At 69.8% G+C, this 14,033-nt stretch carries 15 protein-coding genes; 7 read left to right on the plus strand and 8 right to left on the minus strand.

Features of this window, described 5'->3' with window-relative positions:
* Positions 1–7: 7 nt before the first annotated feature.
* Positions 8–895, minus strand: coding sequence for a DUF2690 domain-containing protein (locus ABZ725_RS00145; RefSeq protein WP_358800623.1), 888 nt, complete (start codon positions 893–895; stop codon positions 8–10).
* A complete protein-coding gene (locus tag ABZ725_RS00150) occupies positions 892–1,722 on the minus strand; it encodes a peptidoglycan-binding protein (RefSeq protein WP_358800624.1) in 831 nt (276 codons plus the stop codon). Before ABZ725_RS00150 ends, ABZ725_RS00145 begins: the two co-directional genes overlap by 4 nt.
* 253 nt (positions 1,723–1,975) lie before the next feature.
* On the opposite strand from ABZ725_RS00150, the gene ABZ725_RS00155 reads away from it, so the two are divergent.
* A complete protein-coding gene (locus ABZ725_RS00155; RefSeq protein WP_358800625.1) occupies positions 1,976–2,419 on the plus strand; it encodes a peptidoglycan-binding domain-containing protein in 444 nt (147 codons plus the stop codon).
* 103 nt (positions 2,420–2,522) lie between these two features.
* Here ABZ725_RS00155 and argS read toward each other — a convergent pair whose 3' ends face one another.
* Positions 2,523–4,292, minus strand: coding sequence for an arginine--tRNA ligase (gene argS, locus ABZ725_RS00160; RefSeq protein ID WP_358800626.1), 1,770 nt, complete (start codon positions 4,290–4,292; stop codon positions 2,523–2,525).
* A 182-nt stretch (positions 4,293–4,474) separates the two neighbouring features.
* On the opposite strand from argS, the gene lysS reads away from it, so the two are divergent.
* Positions 4,475–6,256 (plus strand): lysine--tRNA ligase, encoded by a 1,782-nt coding sequence (lysS, locus tag ABZ725_RS00165; protein ID WP_358800627.1) that lies wholly within the window; start codon positions 4,475–4,477, stop codon positions 6,254–6,256.
* Between the two features lie 45 nt (positions 6,257–6,301).
* On the opposite strand, the gene ABZ725_RS00170 is transcribed toward lysS, so the two are convergent.
* The 3 genes from ABZ725_RS00170 to ABZ725_RS00180 all read right to left on the minus strand — a co-directional run bounded on the left by ABZ725_RS00170 (position 6,302) and on the right by ABZ725_RS00180 (position 9,639).
* A complete protein-coding gene (locus tag ABZ725_RS00170) occupies positions 6,302–7,612 on the minus strand; it encodes a DUF2637 domain-containing protein (protein WP_358800628.1) in 1,311 nt (436 codons plus the stop codon).
* Between the two features lie 76 nt (positions 7,613–7,688).
* Positions 7,689–8,675: a DUF3558 domain-containing protein gene (locus ABZ725_RS00175; protein WP_358800629.1), complete on the minus strand. Its 987-nt coding sequence runs from the start codon at positions 8,673–8,675 to the stop codon at positions 7,689–7,691.
* A 118-nt stretch (positions 8,676–8,793) separates the two neighbouring features.
* Positions 8,794–9,639, minus strand: a complete 846-nt coding sequence (locus ABZ725_RS00180; protein WP_358800630.1) for a DUF3558 domain-containing protein — start codon at positions 9,637–9,639, stop codon at positions 8,794–8,796.
* Positions 9,640–9,864: 225 nt separating this feature from the next.
* On the opposite strand from ABZ725_RS00180, the gene ABZ725_RS00185 reads away from it, so the two are divergent.
* From ABZ725_RS00185 to ABZ725_RS00195, 3 genes are all read left to right on the plus strand, one after another.
* Positions 9,865–11,058, plus strand: coding sequence for an RtcB family protein (locus ABZ725_RS00185; protein WP_358800631.1), 1,194 nt, complete (start codon positions 9,865–9,867; stop codon positions 11,056–11,058).
* A gap of 104 nt (positions 11,059–11,162) precedes the next feature.
* Positions 11,163–11,435: a hypothetical protein gene (locus tag ABZ725_RS00190; RefSeq protein ID WP_358800632.1), complete on the plus strand. Its 273-nt coding sequence runs from the start codon at positions 11,163–11,165 to the stop codon at positions 11,433–11,435.
* The gene (locus ABZ725_RS00195; protein WP_358800633.1) at positions 11,423–11,728 is read left to right on the plus strand and encodes a hypothetical protein; all 306 of its coding nucleotides are present in this window, start codon (positions 11,423–11,425) and stop codon (positions 11,726–11,728) included. Before ABZ725_RS00190 ends, ABZ725_RS00195 begins: the two co-directional genes overlap by 13 nt.
* A 3-nt stretch (positions 11,729–11,731) precedes the next feature.
* On the opposite strand, the gene ABZ725_RS00200 is transcribed toward ABZ725_RS00195, so the two are convergent.
* Both ABZ725_RS00200 and ABZ725_RS00205 read right to left on the minus strand, forming a co-directional pair.
* Entirely contained in the window at positions 11,732–11,917 is a 186-nt protein-coding gene (locus tag ABZ725_RS00200) for a hypothetical protein (RefSeq protein ID WP_358800634.1), read from the minus strand.
* Positions 11,917–12,693, minus strand: a complete 777-nt coding sequence (locus ABZ725_RS00205; protein WP_358800635.1) for an SDR family NAD(P)-dependent oxidoreductase — start codon at positions 12,691–12,693, stop codon at positions 11,917–11,919. The genes ABZ725_RS00200 and ABZ725_RS00205 overlap by 1 nt, the downstream gene beginning before the upstream one ends.
* Positions 12,694–12,940: 247 nt before the next feature.
* Between ABZ725_RS00205 and ABZ725_RS00210 the strand changes: the two genes are divergently transcribed.
* Together ABZ725_RS00210 and ABZ725_RS00215 are read left to right on the plus strand one after the other, a co-directional pair.
* Positions 12,941–13,420, plus strand: a complete 480-nt coding sequence (locus tag ABZ725_RS00210) for a hypothetical protein (protein ID WP_358800636.1) — start codon at positions 12,941–12,943, stop codon at positions 13,418–13,420.
* A 102-nt stretch (positions 13,421–13,522) separates the two neighbouring features.
* On the plus strand, positions 13,523–13,996 hold the full coding sequence (locus tag ABZ725_RS00215; RefSeq protein WP_351918762.1) for a MarR family winged helix-turn-helix transcriptional regulator: 474 nt from the start codon (positions 13,523–13,525) through the stop codon (positions 13,994–13,996).
* The last annotated feature ends 37 nt before the right edge of the window (positions 13,997–14,033 follow it).

Genomic DNA, 14,033 nt, shown 5'->3' on the forward strand with positions numbered 1-14,033 from the left:
CGGCATGTCACCCATGGGCCGCCCGGGCCTCGAAGCACTCCTTCGCGCCGCCCGCCACCGGCAGGAAGCAGGCCTCGACGACCGTGCCGAGGACGGTCGCGGTCATGCCCGTGGTGACGTAGGTGTCCGCCTCGACCTTGTTCTCGACCCGTGCGGTGTGGGGGCGGCCGGCGCTCGCGGCCGCCCCTGATTCGATGCGGTCGCCGATCCGCGCACCCCACATCCGCGCCCAACTCGTCCCGCACACCCTGCTGTAGCGCAGCTGGATGGAGGCTCCGGTCGCGGTGACGTGCTCGGCGAGCGTGTCCGGCGAGCCCGCGCAGTTCATGGCGGCAGGTTTCTTGCCCTCGCACGTGGTCGCCCTGCACTGCGGGCCGCCGGTGGACCGGGTCGCCGACGGCCGGGGCGCGGGGTTCTTTTCCGGGAGGAGGACGAGCGTCAGGGCGACGGCCCCGAACACCACCGCGCACACCGACGCGAGGATCGCCGCGGCCGCCGCACCCCGATGCCCGACCGGAACCGGAGCGCTTTCTTCCGGGGACGGGGACGGGGCGGGAGGCTCGGAGGGGGACGGGGACGGGGACGGGGACGGTAGTGGGGGTGGCAGTGGGGGCGATGGCTGGGGCGGTGTCCGGGGCGGGTCCTTCGGGCGGCCCGACTCCTCCGACTTCGCGATCTCCCACAGCGCCAGGCATCGTCCGTCCGGCTCTCCGGCCAGGCGGCACAGCTCCTGCACCGCCTGGCGAGGCGGCAGCGACCTGCCGTTCAGGTAGCGCTCCCAGGAGGACTTGCTGAACGTGGTCTCGGCGGCGAGGCGGGCCAGGCTGAGGCCCGTGCGGTCCTTCAGCTCCTTCAGCGCCGCCGTCAGTCGCGCGCCTCCCGGTGACGAGGTCATCCGCGCAGCGCCTTCCAGGTCTTCGGTCCGACGATGCCGTCCATGATCAGACCGGACCGCTTCTGCATGGCCTTGACCGCGCGTTGGGTCAGCGGGCCGAACTCCCCGTCGATGCCGCCCGGCGAGATGCCCGCCCGGCGCAGCAGGCACTGCGCCTCGGCCACATCGGGGCCGACGCTGCCGTAGAAGATCTCGGTGTTCTGGGTGCGGCTGATGCCCGCGTACCAGAGGCCGTCGGTCCGCTCGATCGCGCAGGTGTACACCGGAGCGTGCGAGGACGCCGGGGCGGTGGACGGGACGGCGGCGGCCGCGTGTCGGCCGTCGTCGTCGTTGAGACGTAGGACCAGGAGGACGGTCGAGGAGACGGCCAGGACGAGGGCGACCGCGCCCGCCCCGAGCGCGATGCGCAGCGAGCGTCCGGGGACGCGCGTGCCCACGGCGGCCGGCTGCTCGGCAGTGGTGGCGGGCTGCCCGGCAGTGGTGGCGGGCGGATCCGACTCGGCGGGCGGCTCCGACTCGGAGGGGGATGACGGGGACGTCGGGGACGCGGTCGGGCGTGGGCCGGGCCAGGTGTCGGCGGCCACCTCGTGCAGCGCGAGCAGACGGACCGGGTCGTCGCCGCAGATCCGGGCCAGTGTCTCCACGGCCTCGCGCGGCGGAAGCGACCTGCCGCCCAGATACCGCTCCCACGATTTCTGGCTGTACCCCGTCTTCGTCGCCAGCTGACGCATGCTCAGCTCGCTGTGGTCCTTCAGTCGGCGTAAGTGCTCCACCAACTGCCGGGCGTTCGGGTCGAGTTCGTCGGGCAGCGCGTTGCGGCGCGACATGGGTCCCCCCAGATGGTCATGGCCATGATCAGCGACCCCCCGCTTCGTCGATTCTGCATGAGCGGAACCACGTCTGCCACAGCCGTCCCGCGAGGCCGTCCAGGGCGGCGGTGTTCGCGCAGGTCAGGGGGTGGGACGTCCCAGGAAGCCGTCACTTGCGCGGCTGCTGTGGCGGCCGTCGCCGACCGCCCCGCACTCTCTTGTCGTCACCGACGAACCGAAAGCCGAAAGCCGCAAGCCGAAAGAGGAACACATGCGACCGAACGTCTTGGCCAGGACCATCGTCAGCCTCACCGCCGTCGCCGGCATCGCCGCCGGGACCCTGGCGGCCGCGGGTACCAGCTACGCGGCCCCCGCATCCGCCGCCAAGACGGCGGTGAGCGCCGACGCCACCATCCTCGCGACGGAGAACTTCGGACTCACCTCCGCCGAGGCCAAGAACGTCCAGGGGTGGCTGGCCGAGTACTGGGGCTACACCGGCTCCATCGACGGACAGCTGGGCACCAACAGCTGGAAGGCGTTCCAGCGCTGCCTCGCGCAGTACTGGGGCTACAACGACTCCATCGACGGCGACCCCGGCCCCAACACGATCAAGGCGCTCCAGCGGCTCCTGAAGGACAGCTACGGCTACACCGGCGCCATCGACGGCATCGCCGGCGCCGGCACCCGCGCGGCGTTCAAGCGGTTCGCCGCCTGACCCACCGCGCGACGCACCGTCCGACGTACGCCGCCACATGCGGCCGCGGCCCGTTCTCCTCGGGGGTGGAGGACGGGCCGCGGTTCGTCGTGCGTCAGGTGCGTCAGAGCTTCCCGGGGGTCCTGATGCCCAGCAGGGCCATGCCCAGGTGGAGCGTGCGGGCCGTCAGGTCCACCAGGAAGAGGCGGTTCTCCACGACCTCCGGCGGGTTGTCGGCCGACAGCACATGGCACTGGTCGTAGAACGTCGTCAGATGCGAGGCCAGCTGGTACAGGTACGCCGCCAGCTTGTGCGGCTCGTACGCCGCCGCGACCTCCGACACCGTCTCCGCGAACTGGTCCAGGTGCAGGCCCAACGCCCGCTCCGCCGGGGCCAGTTCCAGCTCCGGGTGAGCGGCCGGGCGGGTCTCGCCGGCCTTGCGCAGGATCGACTGGATACGGGCGTACGCGTACTGCAGGTACACGGACGTGTCGCCGTTCAGCGAGACCATCTGGTCCAGGTCGAACTTGTAGTCCCGCACGGCCGACGTCGACAGGTCGGCGTACTTCACCGCGCCGATGCCCACGTACCGGCCGTTCTCCACGATCTCCGGCTCGGTCAGGCCGACCTTCTCCGCCTTCTCCCGGACCACGGCCGTCGCCCGGCCCACCGCCTCGTCGAGGAGGTCGACCAGCTTGACCGTCTCGCCCTCACGGGTCTTGAACGGCTTGCCGTCCTTGCCGAGGACCGTGCCGAACGCCAACTGGTGCGCCTTCACGTCCTCGTTCAGCCAGCCCGCCCTGCGCGCCGTCTCGAACACCATCTTGAAGTGCAGCGACTGGCGTGCGTCCACGACGTAGATGAGCGAGCTCGCCTTGATGTTGAAGACACGGTCGCGGATCGCCGACAGGTCCGTCGCCGCATAGCCGTAGCCGCCGTCCGACTTCTGGACGATCAGCGGGACCGGATTGCCGTCCGGGCCCTTCACGTCCTCGAAGAACACGCACAGCGCGCCCTCGGAGCGGACCGCGACCCCGGACTCCTCCAGCAGCCGGCAGGTCTCCGCCAGCATGTCGTTGTAACCCGACTCGCCGACGATGTCCTCGTCGCGGATCTCCATGTCCAGCTTCTCGAAGACCGAGAAGAAGTAGATCTTCGACTCGTCCACGAACTTCTGCCAGGTCGCCAGCGTGTGCGGGTCGCCCGCCTGGAGGTCGACCACCCGGCGACGCGCCCGGGTCTTGAACTCCTCGTCCGCGTCGAACAGCTTGCGCGCGGACTTGTAGAGGCGGTCGAGGTTCGACATCGCCTCCTCGCCGCTGACCTGCGACTCCTTGTGGTCCAGCTCGTGCGGGTGCTCGTCCAGATACTGGATGAGCATGCCGAACTGGGTGCCCCAGTCGCCGATGTGGTGCCTGCGGACCACGCTCTCGCCGGTGAACTCCAGGATCTGCACCATCGCGTCGCCGATGACCGCCGACCGCAGATGGCCGACGTGCATCTCCTTCGCCACGTTCGGCTGCGCGTAGTCGATCACCGTCGTGCCGGCCTGCGCGGCGTGCGGCACGCCGAGGCGGGCCTCGTCCGCGTACCGCGCGGCCAGGTTCTCGGTGATCGCCCGGTCGGTGATCGTCACGTTCAGGAAGCCGGGGCCGGAGACCTCGATCTCCCCGATCACATCACCGGTCGTCACGTTCGCCACGACCTGCGTCGCCAGCTCCCGCGGGTTCGCCTTCGCCTTCTTGGCCAGCGCCAGGATGCCGTTGGCCTGGAAGTCGGCCCGGTCGCTTCGTCGCAGCAGCGGGTCCGAGCCGGCGGCCTCCGGCAGAGTGGCCGAGAGGGCGGACGCGAGACGCTGTTCGACGGAGTCGCTGAGGGACGTGACCGGGGCCATAGGAGTGGGTGCCGTTCTCCTCGTGGGGACGCATAGACACGGCCAGTATCCCATGGGGGGTAAAGCGGTTTTCCCGGGCGCGGGGCCGTCTGGGAGAATGGGAACCCCATGAGCGTGGGACCCCTCATTACCTGGGGACCCCCATGCGGGACTCCCATCAACGCTTCCAGAATCAAGAGGACGTGCCGATCGTGGCTCAGAGCACCGAGACCACCGACTGGGTCTCCCGTTTCGCGGATGAGGTCATCGAGGAGTCGGAGCGCCGAGCCCCCGGCGCTGAGTCATCAGTCGCTACCGCTCAGGTTGTCGTCGTCGCGTCCGGACTCTCCCCCTCCGGCCCCATCCACCTCGGCAACCTCCGCGAGGTCATGACCCCGCACCTCGTCGCCGACGAGATCCGCCGCCGCGGCCACCAGGTCCGCCACCTGATCTCCTGGGACGACTACGACCGCTACCGCAAGGTGCCGGCCGGCCTCGACGGCGTCGACGACACCTGGGCCGAGCACATCGGCAAGCCGCTGACCTCCGTCCCGGCGCCGCGGGGCTCCGCCCACCCGAACTGGGCCGAGCACTTCAAGGCCGCGATGGTCGAGTCGCTGGCCGAACTCGGCGTCGAGTTCGACGGGATCAGCCAGACCGCGCAGTACACCTCCGGCGTCTACCGCGAGCAGATCCTGCACGCCGTCGCGCACCGCGCCGACATCGACGCCATCCTCGACCAGTACCGCACCAAGAAGGCCCCGGCCGCCGCGGCGAAGAAGCAGCAGCAGAAGCCGCTCGACGAGGCCGAGCTCGAGGCCGCCGAGGGCTCGGGCGCGGCGGCCGAGGACGACGGCTCGTCCGGGGCCGGGTCCGTCGGCTACTTCCCGTACAAGCCCTACTGCGGCAACTGCGCGAAGGACCTCACCACGGTCACCTCCTACGTCGACGACACCACCGAGCTGTCCTACACCTGCACCGCCTGCGGCTTCGCCGAGACCGTCCGGCTCAGCGAGTTCAACCGCGGCAAGCTGGTCTGGAAGGTCGACTGGCCCATGCGCTGGGCGTACGAGGGCGTCGTCTTCGAGCCGAGCGGCGTCGACCACTCCTCCCCGGGCTCCAGCTTCCAGGTCGGCGGCCAGATCGTCGGCATCTTCGGCGGCAAGCAGCCCATCGGGCCCATGTACGCCTTCGTCGGCATCAGCGGCATGGCCAAGATGTCGTCGTCCAAGGGCGGCGTGCCCACCCCCGGCGACGCGCTGAAGATCATGGAACCGCAGATCCTGCGCTGGCTCTACGCCCGCCGCCGGCCCAACCAGTCCTTCAAGATCGCCTTCGACCAGGAGATCCAGCGGCTCTACGACGAGTGGGACAAGCTCGACGCCAAGGTCGCGGAGGGGGCCGCCCTCCCGGCCGACGTCGCGGCACACGCGCGTGCGGTGGGCACGGCCGGCGGTGAGCTGCCGCGCACCCCGCGTCCACTGCCGTACCGCACGCTCGCCTCCGTCGCCGACATCACCGCCGGACACCAGGACCAGGCCCTGCGCATCCTGAGCGACCTCGACCCCGAGAACCCGCTCGCCGCCCTGGACGAGGCCCGGCCGCGGTACGACAAGGCCGAGGCCTGGATCAACACGCACGTCCCCGCCGACCAGCGGACCATCGTGCGCGAGGAGGCGGACGCCGAACTGCTGAAGTCCCTCGACGAGGCCACCCAGCAGTCCCTGCGGCTCCTGCTCGACGGACTCGCCGACCACTGGTCCCTGGACGGGCTCACCCACCTCGTCTACGGCGTGCCCAAGGTGCAGGCCGGGTTCTCCGCGGACGCCACGCCCAAGGAGCTCCCGCCGGAGATCAAGACCGCCCAGCGGACGTTCTTCGCCCTGCTCTACCACCTGCTGGTCGGGCGGGACACGGGGCCGCGGCTGCCCACACTGCTGCTGGCGGTGGGACAGGAACGGGTGCGGGCCCTGCTCGGGCAGTGACGCCGTGAGGAAAGCGCCCGGTGCCGTGGGGCACCGGGCGCTTTCTCATGCGATGTGCTCGTCCGCCAGTTCGGCGTTGAGACGGTTGGAGAAGCGGTTCACCATCCGCTTGGCCTCGGCCTCGGGGAGGGTGATGTCGTATATCGCCTCGACATCGACGATGAACCCCTTGACGGTCGGTGCTCCGTTCCCGCTCTTTATCGACTCGCGGAAGACCTGGTAGAAGGCGTCCTCGTCCGGCTCGGAGCCGCCGCCCTCGCCCAGCTCGCGGCTGCGGCCCGGGACCACCGGGATGGGGAAGCTGCCGGTCTCCTCCGGGGAGGGTTCCTGGACCGGGGGCTCCTCCTGGTACTGGTCCTGGTACTGCTCGGCCCGCCGCTGCTCTTCCATCCACTGGGTGTACTGCTGCTGCTGTGTGGGGTCGTAGCTGGGGTCGTAGCCGCCCTGGTACGCCACCTCGTGCGGCGACTGGAACCAGGGGCTCTGATCGTCCTCCGGCGGGTAGTCGACCTGCTGCGGCTGCTGCCCTTGCTGGAGCTGTTGCCCTTGCTGGAGCTGCTGTGCCTGCTGGGGCGCAGGGGCCGCCGCCAGTTCCGGCTGAGGCGCGGACGCGGACACCGGAATCGGCGCCGCGACCGGCACGGGGGCCGGAGGCAGCACGGCCGGCTCTATGCCCGCCGCCGCCAGACCCGCAGGGGCCGTCTCCGCCAGCGGGACGCCGTAACGGGCCAGCCGCAGCGGCATCAGCGACTCCACCGGGGCCTTGCGGCGCCAGGCGCGGCCGAAGCGGGAACGCAGCCTCGCCTGATAGACGAGACGTTCCTGCTCCAGCTTGATCACCTGGTCGTAGGACCGCAGCTCCCACAGCTTCATCCGGCGCCACAGCAGGAACGTCGGCACCGGGGAGAGCAGCCAGCGCGTGATGCGCACGCCCTCCATGTGCTTGTCCGCCGTGATGTCCGCGATCCGGCCGATCGCGTGCCGGGCCGCCTCGACGGCGACCACGAACAGGATCGGGATCACCGCGTGCATACCCGTGCCCAGCGGGTCCGGCCAGGCGGCCGCGCCGTTGAACGCGATCGTCGCCGCCGTCAGCAGCCACGCCGTCTGCCGCAGCAGCGGGAAGGGGATGCGGATCCAGGTCAGCAGCAGATCCAGGGCCAGCAGGACACAGATACCCGCGTCGATGCCGATCGGGAAGACGTAGGAGAACTTCCCGAAGCCCTTCTCCAGAGCCAGTTCCCGGACCGCCGCGTACGAACCGGCGAAGCCGATGCCGGCGATGATCACGGCGCCGGTCACGACCACGCCGATGAGAACGCGGTGCGTCCGGGTCAGCTCTATTCGCTCCGACACCCGTACTCCCCTCCCCTTGCGTGTTCTTGCGCGCAACAGGGTGGCACATGTGTGCGGCGCACGCGTTGCCGGTCCGTCAGCTCTTCGCGGAAGCGGAAGCCTTCGGAGCCGCCGCGGCCGTCGTGGCCTTCCCCGTGGCCGACGCCGACGGGGAAGGCGTCGCCTTCGGAGCCGACGTGGCCGACGCCCCCGAGGAGGCCGTCTTCGACGGGGCCGGGCTCGACGTCGACGTACCCGAACCGCCGCCGGTGCCCTCGCCGTTGGCCGACTGCACCGAGGCCACCGCCTCCTTCGCCGCCTTCTCCGCAGACTTCGTCAACGTGTCCGCGCTCGGCGTTTTCTCGCCCGCCAGACCGGCGCCGTTGTAGTCGAGCGTGATCACGACGTTCTCGACCCGCGCCACGACCGTCTGCTGCTTGAAGGCGCCCTCCGTCTTCTTCAGGTCGTACGCCACCAGCGTCGCCTCGTCGCCCGTCCCCGCGACCGCCTGCGACTTCGCGTTCTTCGCGCCCGACACCGCCTGGGCTTCCTTGACCTGCTTCGCGTAGTACGTCTTCGCCTGCGACTCGCCGTCGCCCGTCGTCGCGTCCGACTCGAAACGCAGCAAGGACACGTTCAGCCAGCGGAACTGGGAGCCCTTCACACCGTTGTTCGCCAGGCTCGACCAGGAACAACTGGTTCGGGCCGCGGTGTCGCTGGACGTCCCCTCCTTGCCCGAGGCCGCACCCTTCGGCACCAACTCGGTCAGCGTCTTCTTCGGCAGCACCGCACACGCCTTCGGCAGCGTCTTGTACGCCGCCGCCTGCACGGTCGGCGCGGCGCTCGCGGCCGAGTCCGTACCGGAGCCGGCCGACGCGCTCGTGTCCTGCGCGCCGTCATCGGAGCCGGAGCCGGAGTCGGAGGAGCAGCCCGCGGCGAACAGCATCACCGGGACGGCCACGGCTGCGGCGAGAAGGCGGCTGCCGCTGCGCCCTCCGGCACGCCTCACTCGCTCGGCACGCTGCTCGCACTGGTCAAACTGGCCGTCACGCTGGGCTCGTCGCTGCATGGTTCCTTCACTCATGACGCTCGTGGTTCCTGCGGTCGGATCGGGTCCGAGGGGCCACGGTACGCGGTGAAGAAGCTGTGCGGTTCCCCTTCGAATGCTTTACGAGGGAGGTGCGGACGGGACCGAAGTGGCCTCAGCCGGCCAGGGAGTCGGCCAGTTGCGCGGCCAGTTTCCGGGCCTTGTCCTGCATTTCCTCACTGTCCGGCACGACACCGACGGTCGCCGGCTGCTCCTCGTACTCGATGGTCACGATGACGTTCGACGTGCGGAACGCCACAGTCACGGTGCGCTGCTTGGCCGTCGAACCGGAACTGCTGAGCGCATCGTCGACGAACGCCTCGTCGCCCAGATCGTCCAGCAGCCGGGGCTGGATGTCGGCGGAGGAGGACGGCGAGGGGGAGGCGGAGGAAGAAGGGGACGCGGAGGCGGTCGAGGCGGAGGGCGAGAGGGTCGCCGCGGAGGAGGGGCCCGTGGTCGTGGACGTGGTCGTGGACGGGGACCCGGTGGTGGTCGGCGAGGAGGCGACCGGGGCCGGGAGGTCGGCAGCCGTCACCTTCGTCGCGAAGAGTGTCTCGGCCTGGCTGTCGTCGCTGACGGCGTTGTCATAGGAGACGACGCGTTCGAAGTCGACGAAGAGATGGTCGGTGGCGTCCGTCGACTCCACCTTCCAACGGCAGCCCACCTTGCGGTCCGTGTCGTACGTCAGCGTCGCCTCACCCGCGTAGGCCGTCTCGCGCTGAGTCTCGTCGGCGAGCTGTTTGATGCCGGGGAGCAGGGAGTCGAGCGTGGACCGGTCCACGACGCCGCACGCCTCCGGGAGCGTGGCGTACTTGCCGGGCTGCGCGGCGGTGGTGGCGGTGCCGGCCTCGCCCGGGTTGGAGTTGTCCGTCGAACCGCCCTCCTTCGAACCGCCGGTGCAGCCGGCCAGCAGCGCCGCGAGGAGCGCGACGACGCCGGGTACGTACGCCTTCCGCTGCACGGTCGGCTCCTCTCGAAGGTCAGGCTCGACGGTGAGTCGCTTTTTCGGTGGCGGGTGGTCCAGTGTCCCCGCTGGTTATTCGCTTGCCGGGCGGGGGTGGCCCCTGCAGACAATGTGTATCGCACGCGACACCGTGGATGCCGGTCCGCCGTCCGATTTGGCGGATCTTGGCTCCGGTTTTGCGATTACTGACTTCTGTAGTTGTTCCGGGGGAATGAGGACGACATGTCGTACGTGGAAATGCCGGGCGCGAAGGTACCCATCCGTATGTGGGCCGATCCGACGTCGGTCGAGGAGGGTGCGCTGCAGCAGCTGCGCAACGTGGCGACCCTGCCGTGGATCAAGGGCCTGGCGGTCATGCCGGACGTCCACTACGGCAAGGGCGCGACAGTCGGCTCGGTCATCGCGATGCAGGGGGCGGTGTGCCCTGCGGCGGTGGGCGTGGACATCGGCTGCGGGATGTCGGCGGTCAAGACGTCCTTGACGGCGAACGACCTGCCGGGGGATCTGTCGCGGCTGCGGTCGAAGATCGAGCAGGCCATTCCGGTGGGGCGGGGGATGCATGACAGCCCCGTCGAGCCGGGACGGTTCCATGCGCTGGCCACCGGGGGGTGGGACGACTTCTGGGGGCGGTTCGATGGGGTGGCCGAAGCGGTCAAATTCCGTCAGGAACGTGCCACGAAGCAGATGGGAACGCTCGGATCCGGAAACCACTTTGTCGAGGTTTGCATCAGTGGTGACGGCTCGGTCTGGCTCATGCTCCACTCCGGCTCCCGGAACATCGGCAAGGAGCTGGCCGAACACCACATCGGCGTGGCGCAGAAGCTTCCGCACAACCAGGGGCTGATCGACCGCGACCTTGCCGTGTTCGTCGCGGACACGCCGCAGATGGGGGCGTACCGCAACGACCTGTTCTGGGCCCAGGAGTACGCGAAGTACAACCGCACGCTCATGATGGCGCTCCTGAAGGACGTGGTCCGCAAGGAGTTCAAGAAGGCGAAGCCGAACTTCGAGCCGGAGATCTCCTGCCACCACAACTACGTGAGCGAGGAGCGGTACGAAGGCATGGACCTGCTCGTGACCCGCAAGGGCGCGATCCGGGCCGGTTCCGGCGAGTACGGGATCATCCCGGGTTCGATGGGCACGGGTTCGTACATCGTGAAGGGTCTCGGCAACGAGAAGTCGTTCAACTCGGCTTCGCACGGGGCCGGTCGGCGGATGAGCCGCAACGCGGCCAAGCGCCGCTTCACGACGAAGGACCTGGAGGAGCAGACCCAGGGCGTGGAGTGCCGTAAGGACTCCGGCGTCGTGGACGAGATCCCGGGTGCCTACAAGCCGATCGAGCAGGTCATCGATCAGCAGCGGGACCTGGTGGAGGTCGTCGCGAAGCTGAAGCAGGTCGTCTGCGTCAAGGGCTGACGGAGCGAGACGCCCCCGGCGGAACCGGGGAACCGGGGAACCGAACTGGGGTGCGGTGCTGTCTTTGGATAGGCCAGTTCGGGGCGTTGACACGGGGGTGTCTGATGAAGCGGATTTGCGCTGTGGTGTGCGTGCTCGTCGTGGGGGGTCTGCTCGCCGGTTGTTCGCAGGGGTATGAGGACAAGCGGGGGAGGGGCGACGCGCCGGTGCAGGGGAAGGCGGGGGACGACACTCCCGCCGAGGTGTTCAACATGCCCGACGGGTTCGGGAACCTCGCCACGAAGTGTGTGGGGCACGGGTTTCGGGCGTATGTGACGACCAACGCCACCGGTCCGTCCAACGTGCAGATCGTGGAGGACAAGACGTGCGGCGGGTGAGGGCCGTCGGCCTTGCGGCCGTTCTCGTTCTCGCGCTCGGCGCTTGTTCGCAGGAGTACTACGACGAGCGCGGCAAGGCCGATGCCCCGGTGGCGGAGCAGCGTGGGGAGGACAGTCCGGCCGAGGTGTTCAACTTCCCGGACGGGTTCGGGAACCTTGCCACGAAGTGTGTGGGGAAGGGGAAGCGGGGTTACGCCACGACCAAGTCCGTGCAGGCCGACGATGACGACGAGGTCGTCGTCATCCCGGCCAACGCGGTGATCGTCGACGATCCGACCTGTGCGGCGCCCTGAGCGTCACTTCGCGTGGCGGACCGCGTAGATCATGACGAACGCGATGAAGTGGATGCCGAAGAGGAAGTAGGCCAGGAACGCCCACATCTTGCGTTCGTCCCTGGTCTCCTGGGCGAGGCGGCGTTGTTCCTGCGCCTTCAGTGCGTTCTGCGGGTCCGCCGCCGGGTCCGTGGTGTCCTCCGGGGGCATCACAGGTCCCTGTGGACCTTGGTGTTCGATGCCTGGGCGCGGGGGCGCAGGACCAGGAGGTCCACGTTGACGTGGCTGGGGCGGGTCACCGCCCAGGTGATCGTCTCGGCCACGTCGGAGGCGGTGAGGGGTTCGGCGACGCCCTCGTAGACCTTGGCCGCCTTGTCCTCGTCGCCGTTGAAGCGGGTGAGGGCGAACTCGTCGGTCTTGACCATGCCGGGGGCGATCTCGATGACGCGGACCGGCCGGCCGACGATCTCCAGGCGGAGGGTCTCGGCGAGGACGTGGGCGCCGTGCTTGGCGGCGACGTAGCCACCGCCGCCCTCGTACGTGCCGTGTCCGGCGGTGGAGGAGACGACGACCACCGTGCCGTCGCCGCTCGCGACCAGCTTGGGCAGGAGTGCCTGGGTGATGTTCAGGGTGCCGAGGACGTTCGTCTCGTACATCGTGCGCCAGTCGGCGGGGTCGCCGGTGGCGACGGGGTCGGCGCCGAGTGCGCCGCCCGCGTTGTTGACGAGGACGCCGATGGTCTTGAAGGCGGTGGCGAACTCGTCCACGGCGGCGCGGTCGGTCACGTCCAGCTGGTAGGCGGTCGCCTGGTGGCCGGCCGCGTTGATCTCCTCCGCGAGCGCCTCGATACGGTCCTTGCGGCGGGCGGTCAGGACCACGCGGTAACCGGCCGCGGCGAGTTGCCGGGCGGTGGCGGCGCCGATTCCGCTGCTCGCACCGGTGACGATCGCGATGCGGGAGGGTGCGGACGGGGCGGCGGCGGGCATGAGCGCTCCTCGGACGTGTGTACGGCTGGCTTTCGCCAGGATATGCCGCTGCTGCTCGGTTCCCTCGGGGCGTCTACATGATGAGCGCCCTGCCGACGAGGCGGATCACATGGTCGGAGTTCCGCACGGTCGTGCGCTGTCACCTGTTGGAGGGCGCCTGCGGGGCGCCGGGCGTGGGATACATCCCCTGCATAGGGCCTGGTTGTTTCCGGCTGTTTCCGGCGGTTTCTGATCTAGGAGTGGTGCCATGCGCAGGTTGCGGGGTGTCGTGGTGTGGGGTGCGGGTGCCGTGCTGGCGGTGGGCGCGGGTGTCGTGCCCGCGCACGCGGTGGGGGAGGAGACCGAGGCCGACCTGTCGTATCACGGCTTCGCGGTCATGGACGGAGGCCGGGTCGACGTACGGCTGACTCCGCGCAACCACGGTCCGGGCGCCGTCGCCGACTCGACGGTGCGGCTGCGCTGGTCGGTGCCGTTGGCGGCGGGGGAGCAGTGGCTGCCGGCCGGGTGTGCGCGCACGGGTCGCCAGGAGGTGGTGTGCCGGACGGGGGCGCTGGCCGCGGACGGGCTGGGGGAGCAGCTGGCGTTGCGGGTGTGGCTGCGGGGGCGGCCGGCGGAGGTGACGATGGCGGTCGACACCTTGTGGGGCGGTGGGGCAGTGGACCGTAATCGGTCCAACGACCGGCAGCAGGTGCTGGTGCTGGACACCGGGGACGCCTACTTCTTCTGACTTCCTCGGACTTGCTCCGACTTCTTCTGACGCCCGTGGGGTCGGTGCGTCGTCGTACCATCTGCGGACGGCAGCCGACGGCGGCGCCGGCGAAGGGAAGCGATGTCGGGGAACGTGCGGTCTCGGCTGCTGGACGAGCTGTCCGTGGTCTCCCGCCGGTACATGGCCGCGTATGCCCTGTTCAACCAGGCGCTCGCCGACCGTCTGGGGCTGCATCCGACCGATCTGCAGTGTCTGAACCTGCTCACGCTGGAGCGGGAGCCGGTGACGACGGGCCGGGTCGCCGAGCTGACGGGACTGACCACCGGGTCGGCGACCCGGCTGGTGGACCGGTTGGAGCGGGCGGGTTACGTCGTCCGGGAGCGGGACGCGGCCGATCGGCGGCGGGTGCTGGTGGCGACGGTGCCGGAGCGGATCGCGGAGTTCGGGCGGATGTGGGAGCGGCTGGGCGGCGACTGGATGCCGCTCTTCGACGATCTCGCGGACGCCGAACTCGCGGTGATCGTGGGGCATATGCGGCGGACGGTGGAGTTCGGCGCGGAGCAGGTCGTGCGGTTGCGGGAGGGCCGGATCTAGGGCCGGGCAGGCCCTGGGCGTCGGGGCCGGGAAGTCG

Source organism: Streptomyces sp. NPDC006872 (assembly GCF_040635845.1).
In the GTDB taxonomy this organism is placed as follows: domain Bacteria; phylum Actinomycetota; class Actinomycetes; order Streptomycetales; family Streptomycetaceae; genus Streptomyces.